Source organism: Gelidibacter maritimus (genome assembly GCF_014062315.1).
GTDB classification, from domain to species: Bacteria; Bacteroidota; Bacteroidia; order Flavobacteriales; family Flavobacteriaceae; genus Gelidibacter; species Gelidibacter maritimus.
On sequence record NZ_JACGLT010000006.1, the window covers coordinates 201264 to 221057 of the forward strand.

At 38.3% G+C, this 19794-nt stretch carries 8 protein-coding genes; 2 read left to right on the plus strand and 6 right to left on the minus strand.

Going from position 1 to position 19794, the window contains the following annotated elements:
• Positions 1-26 precede the first annotated feature (26 nt).
• On the minus strand, positions 27-833 hold the full coding sequence (locus H3Z82_RS09795) for an alpha/beta hydrolase (protein ID WP_182205323.1): 807 nt from the start codon (positions 831-833) through the stop codon (positions 27-29).
• Between the two features lie 266 nt (positions 834-1099).
• Here H3Z82_RS09795 and H3Z82_RS09800 point away from each other — a divergent pair, with 266 nt between their 5' ends.
• A complete protein-coding gene (locus H3Z82_RS09800) occupies positions 1100-1501 on the plus strand; it encodes a TerB family tellurite resistance protein (protein ID WP_182205324.1) in 402 nt (133 codons plus the stop codon).
• Positions 1502-1831: 330 nt separating this feature from the next.
• Here the strand turns inward: H3Z82_RS09800 and uvrB are convergent, their stop codons facing one another.
• The gene (uvrB, locus tag H3Z82_RS09805) at positions 1832-3835 is read right to left on the minus strand and encodes an excinuclease ABC subunit UvrB (protein ID WP_182205325.1); all 2004 of its coding nucleotides are present in this window, start codon (positions 3833-3835) and stop codon (positions 1832-1834) included.
• A gap of 298 nt (positions 3836-4133) precedes the next feature.
• On the opposite strand from uvrB, the gene H3Z82_RS09810 reads away from it, so the two are divergent.
• A complete protein-coding gene (locus H3Z82_RS09810; RefSeq protein ID WP_182205326.1) occupies positions 4134-4667 on the plus strand; it encodes a lipid-binding SYLF domain-containing protein in 534 nt (177 codons plus the stop codon).
• A gap of 132 nt (positions 4668-4799) precedes the next feature.
• Here the strand turns inward: H3Z82_RS09810 and H3Z82_RS09815 are convergent, their stop codons facing one another.
• The 4 genes from H3Z82_RS09815 to H3Z82_RS09830 all read right to left on the minus strand — a co-directional run bounded on the left by H3Z82_RS09815 (position 4800) and on the right by H3Z82_RS09830 (position 19765).
• Complete coding sequence (locus H3Z82_RS09815) at positions 4800-7175, minus strand: T9SS type B sorting domain-containing protein (protein WP_235982422.1); 2376 nt, start codon at positions 7173-7175, stop codon at positions 4800-4802.
• A 26-nt stretch (positions 7176-7201) separates the two neighbouring features.
• Positions 7202-12049 carry a T9SS type B sorting domain-containing protein gene (locus tag H3Z82_RS09820; RefSeq protein WP_182205327.1) on the minus strand — a complete coding sequence of 1616 codons (4848 nt, stop codon included), beginning with the start codon at positions 12047-12049 and terminating at the stop codon, positions 7202-7204.
• Between the two features lie 163 nt (positions 12050-12212).
• Positions 12213-17039 (minus strand): T9SS type B sorting domain-containing protein, encoded by a 4827-nt coding sequence (locus H3Z82_RS09825; protein WP_182205328.1) that lies wholly within the window; start codon positions 17037-17039, stop codon positions 12213-12215.
• Between the two features lie 338 nt (positions 17040-17377).
• Entirely contained in the window at positions 17378-19765 is a 2388-nt protein-coding gene (locus tag H3Z82_RS09830; protein ID WP_182205329.1) for a T9SS type B sorting domain-containing protein, read from the minus strand.
• Positions 19766-19794: the final 29 nt, after the last annotated feature.

The following is a 19794-nucleotide window of genomic DNA, read 5'->3' on the forward strand; positions in this document are numbered from 1 at the left end:
AATTTTAATATCCAAAGATTTTTCCTCTAATCCCTAATCAACCACTCATAAGCTTCTGGAAAACTTTCGCGCCATAACGATTCATTGTGTTGGCCTTCTTTTATAATGGTACTTTTGATGTGATTTTCAGGAACTCCTTCTTTGCGTAAGATTCCTATCATTTTGTTCATATCTGGGATCATTCCTTTACTTTCTTCAGAGCCAGCCAGAAAATAGAATCGCGAGTTCGGAGAAACATCAGTTCCAGATACAAATTCAAAAATACGATTACTGAACCAAAACGATGGCGAAAATATCCCTGCATTTCCAAAAGTCTCTGGATATTTTATAAGAGCATAAAAAGATAGCAAGCCACCTAAAGAGGATCCAAATATGGTTGTATGCTCAGCACTATTTAAGGTGCGATAGGTGGTATCAATATGTGGCTTGAGCGTGTTGATGATAAAGCTGAGGTATGCATCAGCTTTTCCACCGCCATATTCTTCATTGGAAAATGGTGTCAATTCCTCCATCCGTTTTTCGTTGCCGTGTTCAATTCCTATAATGATAGACTTATTATCTGATATGGAATCAAGATATTCATCTATATTCCATTCGCCTACATAAGATGTATCAGCATCAAAAAGGTTTTGTGCGTCCTGCATATAAACCACAGGATAATCTTTTTTAGAATGGGCATAGGCTTTTGGCAAATAGACCCAAATGGTTTTTTCAACTTGTAATTGGGGTGCATCGATATAAAATGTTGACACCTGTACGGATGCTGTACTTTGGGCATAACCAAAACCATTAAATCCAAGTATGACAATCAATAAAAAACGAAGAACTTTCATGAGTATGGAGGTTTATTTAGGCAGAACAAATTTATAAATAAACTAATAGTGCAGTTCATCGAAACTAAGATTTGATTTGTGAAAAATCGATGAAACGCATTATTTTTATAATTTACTGATGATCAGTCAATTGGTTCTTAAAAATGTATGAAAGTAGGAAAAATGCGATGAATTACAGTCTGATTTTCGATAAGCTACTCATAATCAACGATTATCAAAATAAAATTCTCTTTAACTTTATAATTATAAAATAAGTTCCCTCAGTTATGATAAATCGTGTAGAAAAATTGAGTCTCCTTTCGGAAATGATTGCATTTGCTCAAACGGATGACTCCATTAAAACCATAGAATATAAATTTCTCTTAGGTGTGGCCAAACAATTGGACATATCCAGAGAAGACCTTGTTTATTTGTTTGAATATCCGGTGAGCTATGTGCATTTAAAATCGCATAGCGAACGGATTGTCCAGTTTCACAGATTGGTGTTATTGATGAACCTCGGTGAAAATATTACAAACAAAGAACTTGTAAAATTGCATAATTTTGGATTGCGAATGGGCTTGAGCCATGAATCCATAAATCGCGTATTGGATTTAATGGAAAGCTTTCCTGATAAGATAGTTCCCCCAGATTTTTTGATTGATATTTTTAAGGTACAGTATAATTAGGTTTTAAGTAGACGGTCTTCAGTCTTCAGTAGGCAGGCTTCAGTATGGTAATTTGAGTTATGCTATTTCCTCGTAGATTTTGCAGATAGTGGCTGATGATGTCATGGAATTTGAGTGATTTGTCCTCAGTTTGTAGACATCAGAAGGTAGTTTACGTTGGATTATTTTTCCGCAGATTTTTTGTATAAGGTTTTTATAGATGAACACCCTGATTAATGTTGGCCGTTATTCGTTATTCAAGACAATATACAAGCTTAAATCGGTAATCTTTAAATTTCACAAATTTAACCCCTCTACTCACCACGCACCACTCAATCACTCGCCACTCGATCACGCCTTCAACTCCTCCAACTTCCCCTGATATGCTTTAATATCGTCTCTCAACTGCGCTGCAATAATAAAATCTAAGGCTTTGGCTGCCTGCTCCATAAGTTTTCGTTTCTCGCGGATTTTCTTTTCCAATTGATCCTTGGTCAAGTATTGACTTTCTGGTTCTGCTGCTTTTATGGCTTCCAATTCATAACTATACGTACTTACTGAGTTTTTAGACAAAACATTGTCCAGGCTTTTATTCAGTGCAGTTGGCGTAATGCCATGTTTTGTATTATAAGCAATTTGTTTTTCGCGCCTATAGTTGGTTTCGTCAATGGTTTTCTGCATACTATTGGTAATGTTGTCTGCATACATGATTGCTTTTCCATTTAGGTGTCTTGCTGCTCTACCTACAGTTTGGGTTAAGGAACGGTTGGATCTTAAGAATCCTTCTTTATCCGCATCCAAGATTGCCACCAACGATACTTCTGGTAGATCCAGTCCTTCACGTAACAAATTAACACCTACCAAAACATCAAATAAACCTTTCCGTAAATCTTGCATGATTTCCACTCTTTCTAAAGTGTCTACATCACTGTGGATATAACGTACCCTAATTTGGATTCGGTCCAGGTATTTGGTCAATTCTTCGGCCATACGTTTGGTTAATGTAGTCACAAGTATGCGCTCATCTTTTTCAACCCGTTGGTGAATTTCGTCAATCAAATCGTCAATTTGGTTCAAACTCGGACGCACTTCAATCGTCGGGTCCAACAAGCCTGTAGGGCGAATCAATTGTTCCACATACACACCATCGCTTTTTTGCAATTCGTAATCCGCGGGAGTTGCACTAACATAGATGACTTGATTCTGCATGGCTTCAAATTCTTCAAATTTTAAAGGCCTATTATCCATGGCTGCAGGAAGTCTAAATCCGTATTCTACCAAGTTTTCCTTTCGGCTTCTATCCCCACCATACATGGCATGAACTTGCGAAATGGTCACGTGACTTTCATCAACCACCATTAAATAATCATCAGGAAAATAATCCAACAAACAGAAAGGACGCGTTCCTGGCAAACGACCATCTAAGTAGCGCGAATAATTTTCAATTCCGGAGCAGTAGCCTAATTCCCGGATCATTTCCAAGTCAAATTCGGTGCGTTCCTTTAAACGTTTTGCTTCAAGATGTTTACCAATATCCTTAAAATAATCATGTTGTTTGACCAAGTCATCCTGAATCTCCCGAATAGCTCCTTGTAATACTTCAGGAGAAGTTACAAACATATTGGCCGGATAGATGTTGATCTGATCATACAATTCAATCACCTTGTTGGTCTGAATATTAAAGGCTTCAATTTCTTCTATTTCATCACCAAAAAAATGAACCCTAACACCATAATCTGCATAGCCAGGAAAAATATCTACAGTGTCACCTTTTATTCTGAAATTTCCGTGATTGAAATCGGCCTCCGTTCTTGAATAGAGGCTTTGAACCAATTGATGAAGTAATTTCGTTCGTGAAATAACCTGGTCTCTTTTTAAAGTGATGACATTTTTTTGAAACTCTACTGGATTTCCAATTCCGTATAAACAAGATACCGAAGCAACTACAATGACGTCACGTCTGCCCGAAAGTAGGGAAGAAGTGGTGCTTAATCGCATCTTTTCAATTTCTTCATTGATAGAGAGGTCTTTTTCTATGTACACCCCAGAAACAGGGATATAGGCTTCCGGCTGGTAGTAATCATAATAAGAGACAAAATACTCTACAGCATTTTCTGGAAAAAACTGTTTGAATTCGGAGTAAAGCTGTGCCGCCAAGGTTTTATTGTGTGCCAATACTAGAGTAGGACGTTGTACTTCTTCAATCACATTGGCCACGGTAAAGGTTTTTCCAGAACCTGTAACACCTAATAAAGTTTGGTACCTCTCATTGCTTTCAACACCTTTTGCAAGTTTTTTTATGGCCTGAGGCTGATCGCCAGTAGGTTTAAATTCTGATTTGATTTTGAATTTCATTTTACAAATTTAACCAAAGTTTTTTGAAGATACCTGATATTTTAACTTCTGAGGTGGGTTTTAATACGCTGAGGTTCTTGATTCTTAACACTTGGATTTAGTAGTCCGAGTTCCTGATTCAAATCAATCCTAAATGTTGGATTGATGGATAGCGTGTTCGAGTTAAGAAATACGGCAATATGATTAAATTGAAAATGATTTTTCGAGTAATTTTACTCAAGACTATTAGAGATAGTTCTGATCACCGAACTGTTGATTATAATAGAAAGTATTATTTTATCTAAAATTAATAGAACTCATGAAAAATTTAAAACAATTTACTTTTATAGTATGCATGCTGATGGCTTTCAGCACTTTTGCTCAAACCGATAAGGATAAAAAGATAATGTCTGATGCCGATGATGCGAAGGCAGCTCTTATTAAAAAAGATCCAGGGCTTACCAAATACTTTGAAAATGCTGCCGGATATGCTTTGTTTCCAAATGTAGGAAAGGGAGGATTTATCGTTGGTGGTGCTGCTGGAAATGGCGTGGTTTATGAAAACGGTGTTGCCGTTGGAATGGCAGATTTAAAAAAATTGGACATTGGGCTCCAAGCAGGAGGTCAGGCCATTATTCAGGTGATATTTTTTGAGACTGATGTTGATTTGGCCCGATTTAAAGAAGGCAACTTTAAGTTTTCAGCAGAAGCGACTGCGGTTGCCGTAGAAAAAGGAGTGGCAGTAAATACCAATTATAACGAAGGGATTGCCACATTTGCATTGCCAAAAGCAGGACTTATGGCGAGTGCCTCAGTAGGTGGCCAGAAATTTAGCTATAACGCATTTTACTAATACTTGTATATAGTATTAGAATGTTTACAAAAAAACGTTCATGGTATAACAATCATGGACGTTTTTTTATGACTTAAATTGAGCGGCAGATCGTACTAATAAAGAACTTTTTCTTCTGCTTGAAGTTAAGGATTAGCGCACCAGGGAGAAGTGTCCCGTATACGTCGTTCCATCAGCAAGTATCACTTCAAACCAGTAATCATTGGCAGGTAATGCGGTGCCACTATAAGTGCCATCCCAACCACCACTCGGTTTCGTTTGTTGAAATATAAGCTTTCCATACCGATTGTAGATATTCATACGGAGGGCTCGACTAAATTGATCAGTAATGCCATATAGGCTCCAAATATCATTTATGCCATCGCCGTTTGGTGTGAAATATTTAGGGAACCCCAAAATAGATACCTGTTTTTTAGAAATGCCACAACCTTTTTTATCTCTTACATAAATGGTATGAATTCCCGGGTCAAGAGCGGTAAATACATTACTGTCTTGATACGGCCCCGTAATTTTGTTAAAAGCGAATTCATAATCACCATCCCCAGAAACGTTGATCTCAATACTATTGTTGTTGGAACCTTCAATTATTGAGATGGCTTCAATAGTAGCAATATCCGATGGGATAACGGTAATGTTTTTCACATTTGAACAACCATTAGGTCCTGTGACATTGACGGTGTACGTTCCAATCGCGTTGATATCAATAAAGGATGTGTCTACGTCTGTTTCAACACCATTATAAAACCACTGGAAACGATATGCGTTTGACGGTGTATTTTGAATTCCTCCAAATAAACGTATGGTATCTGGATAGCTGTTCAAACAGTAAAGAATAGTTTCATCAGGTTCTAATAATGGACTGTGTAAGACATTTAATTGGGTTGTTGTTAATGCATAGCAAGAGCTATTGCTGTTTATTTTAATGTAAATGGTTTGTTGAATTTCAATATCAGTCGTATATATTGGACCTATAGAATTGGATTCTGTAAAGGCATCTGCTTCATTCTCATAAAACTGCACCGTACTGTTTGTCGGAATTTGATTTTGGATATCCGCTGTTATTTGATTCAAATCAAAAGTCGCAAGGTCATCACTAGGGCCTTTACAAGCATTTAAAGGCGCAGCATTAATGGTGGTGTTTGAAATTTCTAAAGTCAATTCGCCAATTGTAAAACAACGGTTTTGGTTTTCTACTCTGGCAAATACGGTTTGAGCTGGACTCGAATTTTGAAAATTGGCAGGATCTGGAATGGCGTTCGTTGCATTAACAGCATCGTTATAAGTAGTGTAAAAATTGGAGACGATCAAAGTGTCGTCATTGTTTGTTAAATCAGTATTTGCCTCGAGTAAATTATAAAAAGTAATCCCATCCTGATTCTCATCGCAGGCCAGCAAAATTGCATTTGATGCCAATGGGTTAGTAGCATATTCTATAATAATTTCGCCATAAGCCTTGCAACCATTTGCTAAAGTAACTTCAACGCCATAGGTTCCAGGCCCAGTAACTGCATAGGTGCCGCAATTAGGACAGCTTGCATTCTGAGTTTCCACGAGAGCACCATCTTTATACCAGACATACTCCAAATTGCCAGGCTGTACGGCGTTAAGCACCATGCTGTCACCTTCGCAGACTGGATTATTGGTAGATACCAGGCGATTGACTCCAAGATTGGTTTTTAATTCAAAACTGTTTGCTTCCAGAAATATCGCCGAATCGTATCTATAGTTCTGGGCATCTGCAATGACTAGTTTAACATGATAATTTTGGTTAGGGATAATATTCGCCGTTGCCGTTAACACCTCGGTTTGGCCGTTAAAGTTTATTGGAGCGGTACTATTGTTCCAGCCGCCAAAATATGTCTCGTTGATCGCGTCACAGCCATCGGGAACTCCAGAATGGACTGTGGTCACCTTTACTGGGGTCTGGCTGCCTGGTATCAAAGCAATATTGGTGTACTCTTGTTCGTTTTCTGAACGTATCAAAAATCCAAATAAATCTGAATAACGACAAGTCCGTGTGTTATTTTCCTGATATTCTTCGGATGCAAATAGGTAGCGAAAACTAATTTGACTTGAAGCAGCAACAAAGTCAAATTCTAAAATGGTGGCGTTAATCGTATTGCCTTCTGAAAGGCTTCTTTCCAGATCGGAGTCGCCATCCCAATTAATGGCATCGTCATCACTTATCGAGGTATTGGGTCCAGGTACATTGGATAAGCGGCCCGTACTCATTACAACGCCTCTTTGAATTGGAAAGGTTGTGCCTGAAGCATCAAAATATCCATAACTTTTGTCTGTACTGTTAAAACTACCACCAACAACATTAGTCACCACAACGTTTTGAACGCAATTACTGTTTATAAATATATCTTCAATAAGCTGCTGTGCCGTATAGGTTTGGCTATCCACCTGAACATTTTGAGAATACCCAGTGAAGTATATGAATATGAAGAAAACAGTAAGTCCTTGAATCATTGATGGTTTTACTGTTTTGATCGGTCTTATCATGTAGAATATATAATTAAACAACGACATTAAAGCTTCAACGCAAAATGCCCTTTGACCTCAAAAGTATTGTCGTTTTTTTTAATTTTTCCAACGAACCAATAATCTGATGAGGGCATTAGGTGTCCATTATAAGTCCCGTCCCAACCTTGAGAACTTGAAGTCAAGGTGGTAATGTGCTTCCCATATCTGTCAAATATATTGATTACACTTCCAGGTAAAGTTTCGATACCGCTGATGTGCCACGTATCAAAATAGCCATCATTATTTGGGGTCACAAATTTAGGAGCATCGATGACTACCACTTCTTTTGTGGTTTTTGCACAACCATTCAAATCAATAATAGTAATGGTATGATAGCCTAAAGTGACGTTGTTGAATACATTCGATTCTTGTGGTGGACCATCATCTAAAACATAGCGATAGTTGCCAATCCCACTAATGGTAATGGTGATGTTATTGGGGTCGGAAAAATCGACAGTTTCTGTGGCGTCAATACTTGCGGCTTCCGATGCTATAACCTGAAATTCTTGTGTAGATTGACATCCAAAACTGCTGGTAATTGTTAGGGAATAGGAGCCAATTGTGGTAATATCAATTTCAGGCGTTGTTGCTCCCGTTGACCACAAATAGGTATCTGAAGGATTATTGGTTTCGGCATTTACGACTAATGGTGCGTTGTCAATACAAAGCACCTGATCAGTAATGGAAATTACGGGTCTTGGATGGACAATGGCAGAAAATTGAGTGGTACTGAAACAGCCTGTTATAAGGTTGGTAACCCTTGCGTAAATTAGTTGTCCGTCTTTAGCTGCATAAATGTCTTTTAAGGGATTGGAGCCTGAGTTTGCTGTACTTTGCGAATTATGATAACTAACTTCATAATTTGTCGGATTTTGACCATTAAGGATTGTTGGGGTTTGTTCAGAAAGATCAAAAGCAAGATAGCCATCAAAATCGTCATCACAATCTTCTAAATCATCTGGTGTATTTGCAACTGGCAATGGTAGTACGACCAAACGGAAATCATAATAGGAGATGCAGCCTGTTTTTGTGTTTTCCAATCGCGCATAAATCCGATCGTTTGTGGTTGTATAGGTGTAATCCGTACTTATTGCATTTTCATCAGCTATAGCATCTGATTGAGTTGAATAGTAGGAGACTGAGATATTCGATTCTGATGTAATGGTTTTATTTATGGTATTGAGGTCGAAATATTTCTCAGGATTTGAACATATACGATAATTTTTGAAATCATTTATAGCAGGTGGCAGATTGACTTTTAATTTAATGGGCAAATTGACAAAGCAGTTGGAAACGGTGTTGTTGATTTTTATATAAACGGTCTGATTAATTGAGGTGTTTTTATATTTATTAGGACTTGATATAATTTCACTATCGGTTTCAGCACCTTCCAAAGACTCGTGATAGGTCACTATAATATTATCCTGTCTGAGGTCTAAAACTTCAATTTCCACCACGGTTAAATCAAAAACTATGGTACCATCGTCGTCGGTATCACAGTCAATTATATCGGTTGGCGTAGTAACCGCGGGCAACTGAACGACGTTTATTGAAAACTTGGTCAGTGCATAGCAATACGTACCGTTTTCAATTCGCGCAAAAATGGGTTGCGGATTAACGCTGTTGGTATAGTTTGATAAGTTTTTTATAGGATTAATAAGGTCTTTTGCATCTGCTTCTGAGGTGTATAGAGTGATGTCTATCGGTTCATTTATGTTTTTTGATATCTCTGATATTTTTGTGTTCAAATCAAAAGTAACAACCTCGTCATTATTGAGGCCATCACAAATAAATTCATCTTCTGGAGCATTAAATGCTGGTAGTGAACCCACTTCTAAATCAAAGGAAGTTGTGCCGTAGCAGTCGGCGTCTGTCGTGGCTTCAACTCTCACATATACCGTTTGTGGACTTGAGGTATTTGGATATGGCGCAAATTTATCGATTATGTTTGTACGATTTTCTGCATCTTCAGAAGTTTCAAAATATAAAACATGCTTGTCGGACTGTCCATTTAATATTTCTTCATCTTTCTCATAAAAATAAAAATCTGCAATCGGATTGCCAGCCGCTTCACAGTTTTCGAAGTTAGAAATTGGAATAAATATAGGTCTCGTATTAATATACACATAAAGATCGGCTATACTGACGCATCCTGTGACATTATCCTCAACGCGTACCGCAATATACTGTGTGGGACTGTTATAATTCTCTGGATTGGAGATGGGGTCTTCCCCACTAAGTGCCAGGTTATAATTGTTATGAAACGATATTGTAAGCCCTGTTGTATCTGCAACGAGTTCTGGAATTTTGCTTGTGAGATCCACAACATAGTAGCCATCTAAATCATCATCACATTGGATGATATCAGCATGACCAATAATCGCTGGCGGTAGTTCTATTTGAATAGTCAATGGAGTAACGTCATAGCATGAGGTCAACGTATTGGTCACACGCGCATAGATTGTTTGTGGATTAGTGGTGTTATAAAAGTGAGTGTCCAGAGAGGGTTCGTTGTTTAAAGCGTCTTCTTCTGTTTCAAAGTATCTGACATTGGCGCCGTTGATACCATGAGTTACATGAGCATCAAAGGTTTCCAACAAAATGTTTGCAACACCATCCTGATCTGTATCGCAATAGGTGACAGGGACAAGAGGTGGAATTATAAGTGGTGGATTAACAATTAAGTTGATACTGATAAAAGTATCACAGTTATCAACAGAAACGGTTATATAAATGATGTGCGGATTAGGCGGGGTATTGGAATTGACAGTAAATGGAAGGTTTTTATCGATGGCATTTAATCCATTTTCTTGATCGGCTTGGCTTTCATAAAAAGTCACTTTAAACCCTTCATATTCATTAAGCAGTTGTGATTCTACCGCAAGCAAATCAAAGTCTACTATACCATCTTCCGAAGCATCATCACAACCATTAAAATCACCGCGTACCAATCCTGTTATTGTAATGTCGGTGTGCAGCTCAATGGGAACTATGTTGAAGCAGCCAGTGTTACCGTCTACGATTTTTATATAAACAATCTGAAATTCAGAAACTATATTTTGATAATTGGCAGCATTGGCTATGGGGTTAATTCCCGCCTCTGCATCGTCTTCTGATTCATAGAAATTTTCTGGAATATCCGAGAGGTTAACCAAAAGCTCATCGATGATGCTGGTTAAGTCAAAGGTTTCAAAGCCCGTGCCGCTATCCACGCAGGCATTGAGATAGGGTTTGTCAATTGCTGCTCTCGGCGGATTAACAACTGTAACATCCAGTGTTGTGGTGCTAAAACAATCCGTATTGCCATCATAAACTCTGACATGAAAAACATGACTTGGATTACTGTTGGTGAAAGGAGATTGCACCGGATTAGCTCCTGAGTTGGCATCAATGGCATTTAAATGATAGCTCACAAAAAGATTCGGGTCATTATTGGTAAGATCAGAATCCATTTGTCTAAGATCTATTTCAGTTACGCCATCAGGAGTACCATCGGTATCGCAAATTGTCCAAGGACCGGGATCTGTAATTGTGGGAGAGGGATGGACCACTAATCGAACTCCGCTAAATGTAAGACAGCCATTGTCTACATCTTGAATTCTTATAAATATATCTTGGGGATTTGCAGTGTTCTGGATGGGCGATAAAATAGTGTTTGTGCCAGCTTCAGCTTCTTCTTGGCTGTAGTGATAAGAAATATTGTAATTTGATGGTGGGAGTAGTTTTAAAACCTCATTATTTCTTGAGTGTAGGTCGAAAACTTCCAAGCCATTATTGGAAGAATCGTCACACAAGCTATAATCTGGAATGTTAGCTAAGGTTTGTTGTGCATTTAAGGTGATGGTGATATCATCTTCCAGCTCGCAAGTTTTATTATTGAGTTTTACACTCGCACGAACCTTATAGTTTCCTGATTGATTGACGGTAAGCATAGCATTCGTGGCACCTGGAATTAAGGTACCGTTTCTGAACCATCTATAAGTGGCTAACGAGTTGTCAATACTGCCATTTAATAGCATTGATGTTGCACAGGTAGATATATCTGGGCCTAAGTCTACGGTGGCATTAAAGCTATTACCTTCTATAAAAACGGCAGAATCATAAAATGGATCTTTTTGATCTGCCACGATCAATTTAATTCGGTAGGCGACATTAGGTTTTATATTTGCAGTTGCCGTCAGTACGGTTGTTCTTCCGTTATAATTGGTGTCTCCATCATTATAATCATAAAAATAGGTTCCATTTTCAGCAGGACAATAGCCGACAATCTCCGGTCGTATCGTGGTGGTGTTCACAGGTGTTGAGGTCCCCGGGATTAGGGCTATATTGGTATATGGACTCGTAGAACCAGCTTCTTTTATTAAAAAAGCAAAACCGTCCGAATAAAGACAGGGATTAGTGCCTAAGTATTCTTCTGATGCTAAAATATAATTGAATGCAATTTGGTTGGATGCAGATATAAAATCAAACTCGATAGAGGTTGCGTTCATTGTTCCATCAATGCCCAATGCCGCTTCCAAATCGGGGTCGGTTCCCCAAGACCTCGTGCCATCATTAAGTGGACTCGTATTTAATACATTCCCGGCCGAAAGAACATCCCCAGTGGTAAGAACAAGCCCGTTTTGAAACGGAAAATTTGAGTTCTCTTTTGAAAAACGTCCAAAACTCGAAAGGTTATCAGATGAACCATTGACGCGGGAAGAAATGTTTGAAATTTCAACACAACCTTGACCTAAGGTGTTTTGTATCAAAGCCTCTAATGGCAATGTATTGGATGTGGCAATCTGTTGTGCAAAAATCAAATTGCAGAAGCTTAGAAACAAAATAAGGGTTAGGAAAGGTTTCTTTAACATTAACACGGTACTTAAAAAAATAATTCATGAAAACCTTGTTGTTATCAATCAATTACGAATTTTAAAAGTACCAAAAAACCCTCAATAATGAGGGTTTTGCAGTTAATATGAAAATTTTATAGCTGAAATGCTATTTTTTAATAGCACATTTTCGGTATGGTGTTTAGCGCTTTAATGTAAAGTGCCCTTTGAGTTGAAAGAACTCATTGTCTTTTTTAACTTCAGCAACAAACCAATAGTCTGAGGCTGGCATTTTATGTCCGTTGTGAGTGCCATCCCAACCGTTGGAACGTGAGGTTAAATAAGCCATTTGTTTTCCATAACGATCATAAATATAAACAACAGTACCAGGTAAAGTTTCGACGCCCGTAATATGCCAAGTGTCAAAGTAGCCGTCATCATTAGGGGTCATAAACTTTGGCGTATCGATTACAATGACCTCCTTGGTAACTTCAGAACAACCATTCAAATCAATAACAGTAATCAAGTTGGGACCGATAGGCACGCGCTCAAAAACATTGGATTCTTGTGGATCATTATCGTTTAATGCGTATAGATAATTTCCAATACCGCTAATGGTGACGGTAATGTTATTAGGGTCGGAAAAGTCGACTGTTTCGGTAAATTCAATGGTTGCAGACTCTGATTCTATAACATTAAAGACCTGAGTGGTTTCACATCCGAATATAGTCATCACCTTAACCCAATAGCTGCCTATTTCAGTGATTTCAATCTCTGGGGTGGTGGCGTTGGTTGACCATAAATAAACATCGTCTGCATTATTGGTATCGGCACTTACCACAAGTGGACCCCTATCCAAACAGATCACCTGATCAGGTATATCTACTTGCGGTCGTGGATGTACGTAAGTTTGAAAACTTGTGGTATTATAACAACCGGTTGCATTATTTTCGACTCTTGCATAGATGGTTTGTAAATCGGTTGCAGCATAAAAGGTGCTGAGCGCATTTGAGCCGGAATGTGCAGCTTCATTAGTTTCATAATAGGAAACCCGAAATTGCTCAGGATTTTGACTGCCCAAGATCGTAGCACTTTGTTGTGAAAGGTCGAAGGTGTATAAACCATCAAAATCATCGTCACAGTGTTCTAAATCTATGGCGACATTGGCCACTGGTAAGGGGTCAATTTTTAATGTCAACTGATGGGTTGTGAAACATAGGGTTGTAGCGTCCTCTATTCTAGCATAAATCTTTTCTACCGCCGATTTATGACGAAAATTTTTGTCGAGAGCGTTGTTGGCATCTAATGCATCTTTTTTGGATTTATAATACGAAATGTTCAGGTTTGAAGTATTATCAACGAGAAGATCATCTACTTCGGTCAAATCATACTCATGCGCTTCATTATCACAAATTGATAGACTGGTAATGGGATTAAATACCGGTGGCTGATTGACAATTAGGTCCAACGGAATAGATAAATAGCAATTTGAAACAGTATTGGTAAGTCGTACATAAACTGTTTGAGGATTTGAAATGTTTTTGTAAGTCTCCGGTCTATGGATAGGGTTGGTTTCTGCCTCCAAATCTTCAGTAGTTTCATAATAGGCCACCACAAGATTATTCTGGCGTACTTCCAAGATATCAATTTCAGATTGTTTCAAATTAAACGTCATCTGACCATCATAATCCGTGTCACATTGAATAAGTGGTTTGGACGGATTGGCATCTGGAGCTTTGATGACACCTAGACTAAAGTTGGTTATTGAAGCACAAATACTACCATTTTCAATGCGTGCAAAGATTTTTTGTGGATTCTTTGTATTGGCATATTTTGTATTGATAGGGTTCACGGCATTTTCCGCATTGGCGTAACTGGTATAAAAAGTAATATGTAAATTGTCATCAATTCCAGCTGAGATTTCGGTAATCTTTTCTGAGAGATCAAAAACTTCAGTGGCATCGTTTGAGATATCATCACATACAAACCAATCGGCAGCGACATTAAACTCTGGACTTGTACCAACTTCAATATTGAAGGATGAGGTGCCGTAACAACTGATGTCCGTGGTGTTTTCTACCCTCACAAAAATCTTTTGAGGATTGCTGATGTTCTTATAAATTTCGGTCTTGTTTATTTCATTTGTTCTGTTATCAGCATCTTGTTGATTCAAATAATAGGACGCCACTTTACCGTTTTGGCCATTTAAAATTTCAGAGTCTTTATTCTCGAAAATAAATTCCCCAAAACCATCGCTAGAATCTTCACAATAGATATAATCACTAATAGGAGTAAAGTCGGGTAGCGTATTGACAATAACTTTAACAGGTTCAATGGAATGACATCCGGTGAGCTCATTTTCCACGCGGGCGTATACCGTTTGTGTATTGGTTCTATAGTTGTTGACGTTGATAATAGCTTCAGTCGCATATTCTGCATGTTCCAATGATTCGTGGAAAGAAATGATTCTATTTTCGCTGTTTGCCACCAACTCGCTAATAGTTGTGCTTAAATCCACATTGAAAAAACCGTCTTGATCGTCATCACAAATAATAATTGTTTCTGGTGTAGATGTTTCTGGGGCTGGTAGAACCGTGATTTCAAAACTTTTAATATCCGAACAGCCCGTGGTATTTGAAGTGGTCCGGGTGTAAAGCCTTAAAGGGTTTGCAGTATTGGTGTAAAAATTTGGGAGCTCATTTCGATTTCTATCGGCATCCTCCTGTGTTTTAAAATAACGGACTGTATAGCCATCCTCGCCATGGGTAATAGCACTTGAAAATGAGGTCAGGTCAATGTCTGTAAACCCATCCTGGTCTACATCACAATAGGTCACGGATTCTATGGACGGGAAATCTATATATGGATTGAGCAACAGCTGTATTTCCGAAATTTCCGAACAACTGCTGTTTTGTAATGTGATATAAAGTGTTTTCGGGAATTCTGTTGGCAGGTAAGGAAATGCAGGGTTTAGTGCATTAATCTGGTTTGTCTGATCTTCTAATGTTTCATAGAATGTAATTGTCACATCTGGAATATCGTTAATAATTACTTCGGCAATATTATTTAGGTCGAATGCCGGAATATCACCATCTTTTACATCACATATTGAAAAATCTTCAATACGTGTTCCAGTTAATAGAAGATTGGCATGGATTTCAAATGAAGTAACCGAAGCACATCCAGAATCATCATTAATGACTCTAATGTATAAGGTCTGATAACCTTGTCTGGTGTTGGTATATGAGGAAGGGTTGGTAATTGCATTGGAGCCTGAAAGTGCATCGTCATAGACTTCGTGAAATGTTACTGAAACACCAGTCAATCCGTTTAAAACATCTGGGGTGATGTCATTGAGATTAAATTGTGAAAATCCATCGTGTTCTGGGTCGCAGGCATCCAAATAGTGATTGCCAGTGGTTATTACCGGTCTGTCCAGAACGTTTAAAGTGAGGGTTGTGGTACTTGAACAACCCGTTTCAGGATTGGTAACTCTTACATATAAAGTTTCGGTTCTGGACTGATTATTATACGGAGATGCAATTGGATTAACGCCTGCATCAGCATCTGATTGTGTATGGTAATAACCAACAATTAAATCTTCTTGACCGTTCGTGATTTCATGATTTTTTTCGGTTAAATCAATAGACGACAATCCGTTTTGAGTAACATCATCACAAGCAAACAGGTCTGTTGGTGTCATAATTTCTGGAAGTTGATGTACCACCAAATTGAATGATGAGTAGGCCATACACCCATTAACGATATCTTCAATTCTGACAAAAACGGGTTGCGGGTTAATGGTATTGGTTATTGGTGCGGTAATGGCATTAGTGTTGTCAAGAGCATCAGCATTGGTATAGTGATACGAAATAGCGTATTCAGATTCGGGGACTGCCTTTAAAACTTCTGCATTTTTGGTAGAAAGGTCAAATACGCCAAAACCATCACCAGATAGATCATCACAAATGCCATAATCAGATATTTCTGAAGCCGCTTGGGTTGAACTTAAAACCAAAGCGACACTATCGTCAATGGTACAGAATCTATTTCCTAACGGAATATCAATTTTCACCGTATAAATACCCGATTCAAATGCTGTCAATGTAGATTGGGTCTCACCTGGTAAAAGTTCATTATCCAGGTACCATGAATAAACACCATCCGGATTGTCAATATTACCATCTAAAGTTAGACGATCGGCACAGGTGGTAACGTCCTCTCCCAAATCAACCACGGCAGCAAAGCTATTGCCTTCAATAAATACTGCAGAGTCATAGTTGGAATCTGTCTGATCCGCAATAATCAGTTTGATGTGATAAACTACATTTGGGACTGTATTGGCAGTGGCGGTCATCACTTTTGTCCGACCGTCATAATTGGTGTCTCCAATGCCATAACCATCAAAATAATCGTCATTAGAGGCAGCGCAAAAACCTACAATTTCATTATGAATGGTATTCGTATTTACGGGGATATCGGTACCTGGGATGATGGCGATGTTTTGATAAGGATCATTGGTGCCAGCCCGTTTGATTAAAAACGCAAAACCATCGGAATAATCGCAGGGAAAGTTGCCATAATATTCTTCAGACGCTAAAATATAATTAAACTGTATTTGGTTGGAGAGCGACGAAAAATCAAATTCTATCACCGTAGCATTAAGTGTATTGGAGATGCCTAACGCCGTTTCTAGATCAGGATCTGAAAGCCAATTGTTATCGCCTTCATTTAAAGGACTGTCTTTTATTTGATTGCCAGCGGAATCTGCACTACCGGTAGAAAGCATAATGCCATTTTCAAATGGAAAATTAGAGTTGCCGCGTTCAAAATAACCAAAACTTGAAAAGCCATTTACTGAACCATTTATTGGTGAATTCACATCGGAAATCTCAACACAACCTTGAATTAAGTGATTTTCGATAAGTTGCTGAGGAGCAACCTTGCTATCTATGGTTATTTGTTGACCAAATACCTGGTTACATAAAATTCCTGCAAAAACAAGGAGGGATACTTGGTAGGATTTCATTCTTTATAGGTTAAGTATGTCGGAGAGAATTCACTTTAGGGAAATGCATTCTCTTTTATCATTTATTAGGGACTCCAAAAGTAACTTATTTTTAGACGAAATACAATAAAACCCGATGAAATACACTAAATATTAACGTTAATAACCGTTTTTACTATTTTTTAATCGAAATTGTTTTTATTATCTTAAATAATTGATTTTGAAGTATAACTTCGTGTATTAAATATCCTACTTTTTATGGCGCTATTTTATAACCCATTGAATTGGTATTATTTGTAATACTATTTCAAATGCTCATTTCGGGAGGAGTAATTTCAAGGATTGGATTTATGATTGGATTATCGCTTTAAGCTAAAATGACCATTTAAAACCCTGCCATCTTGCAAGTTTACGACAAACCAATAATCATCAGTAGGCATTGGTCTGCCAATAAAGTTTCCGTCCCATCCGTTGCTTAGAGGATGAAGTTCCTTGAGCAATTTACCCATTCTATCAAAAATATAAATGGTGGTTTTGGGTTGAAATTGTGCATTGATACCGGAGACTTGCCAGAAATCATTGAAGCCATCATTGTTTGGTGTGAAATATTTTGGAAACCCAATCACAGAAATCGCTTCTTGAGTGATGCCGCAACCGTTTATATCTCTAATGTAAAGGGTATGGAAGCCAGCAGAAACATTTTCAAAAGTGGTACTTTGCTGATATGGACCATGACTATTGTTAAGGGCGTATTCATAATCTCCTTCTCCTGAAACCAGTACTTTTATGGTGTTGTTTTGTGTTGCATCCGTAATGCTGATATCTGTTATGGTGGCTATGTTTGAAGGTAGCACACGAATCGTTCTATCCTTAAAACAACCGTTGGCGTTGGATACTCTAACGGCATAGTTTCCTGGGCTATCTACCATAATCTCTGAAGTGCTTTCACCTGTAGACCAATCATAAGTGTAGTTGATGGGATCATCATCAACAACTCCACCAGTGATAGTAATTTTATCTGGGAATTTGTTCAGACAGTAAATGGCTTCTTCTTCCATCACAATATTTGGCATTCTGAATACCGTGAGCCCAACTTCACTAATACCATAACATGCATTACTGTTCTCGACCCTTGCATAAATAGTTTGGGAATATGGGATTGTATTCGTGAAAATATTTGGTAGTGGATTCTTTTCTAAGAGCGCATCATTATAAGTTTCATAATAGAGTAGTGACATTCCGCTTGGCAAGTTGTTTAAAACGGCAGCATCGGCTTCAGAGAGGTTGAAATTGTAGTGTCCATCTTCAATCCCGTCATTGTCACAATACTCAAGTATTGCATTGTTTGCCGAAGTTGTGCTGACCTCCAGATTCAACTGGCTTATACTAAAGCAGCCCGTTAAATCATTAGTTACTTTTACCCATAATAATTGTGGATTTGTGAGATTCTCGTAAGCAGTTCCGTTGATTTGATTGAGGTTGTTTTCAGCATCCGTTTCAGTAAAATGATACGATAAGCTTCTGTTGGCAACACCACTGGTAACAGCATCTTTGACCTGGTCTAGATTAAAAATAGTCTGTCCGTCCGAAATGTTATCTTCATCGCACTGGATGATGGTAGCGTCAAAGGCATCAGGAAGTGGATTAACTATCAGATCTAAGGGTGTAATACTCCTGCAGTTGGCGTTGGATGCATCTTCAATTCTGACAAAAATCTGTTGTTGATTTGGATTGGTGTTGTAATAAGGACTGGTCAATGAAGCTGTGCCCATTTCTGCGGAAGCTTGAGTAGCATGATAACTAATATGGATAGAGGAGGGGTCTTGACCTTTTAAAATCTCAGAGTTTTTTGAATTTAAATCGAAAAAAGTCTGTCCATTATTAGCGTTACCATCGGCAGATGAATCGCAGAGAGGGTATGGCGTGGGAGGACTAAAATTTGGCCCTGAATTTACGATAAGTGAGAAATCGACAATTTCAAAACATCCCGTAGTAGTGTTTGTCATCCTCACAAAAATTTTCTGTGGATTGGAAATGTTGGTATAGATGCTTGGTAGCGGATTAATATTGATATTAGCATCACTTTCCGTAAGGTGATAACTAAGAGACACATCAGTTTGTGTGCCCATGATTATAGGTGTATTGACATTCAAATTAAAACTTGTCATGCCGTCTTCAAAAGGCATTTGTGTATCACACTTCTCTAAATCCAATGGCGTTACGGAATCCGCTTGATTAACCGGTGGTGAAGAAAATTGTGCGGTTCCCGTCCATTCCAAGGTGAATCCGCTATTTCCTATAGGTCGATCAATAACGATAAAATAAGTGTCGCCCGCCGAGACATCCAACCAACGCACAAAACTGTCGCCATCAGGTCCAGGTCCCTCGGAGGTATCACTTGAACTGGCGTTCATTCCCGTAAAATTATTGCTCAAACCGGCTGCGGCTGGATTGGTTGTTGAGCATCGGATAGCCTGTCCAATATTATTACATGGAACATTTGGACCGAAAACAAAAAAATCATAATCTTCTTGTATGGCAGTACTATTGGGCCTCAAAATAAAGCCTAAGGTGCCATCGGTAACTAAAGACACCTGTAGCCAAATGCTATTGTGTTCACTACTGCCACAGGTATTGGAATTATTTAATTCTTGGACCCCAACGCCATTGACAACTAAATTGACCGTGGAATTCCCACAAATAATCACAGAGTCGATACAGTCTGTAGGGCCCTGCCCAAAGGACATATAATTTATACAAAGTATACTTAATGCTG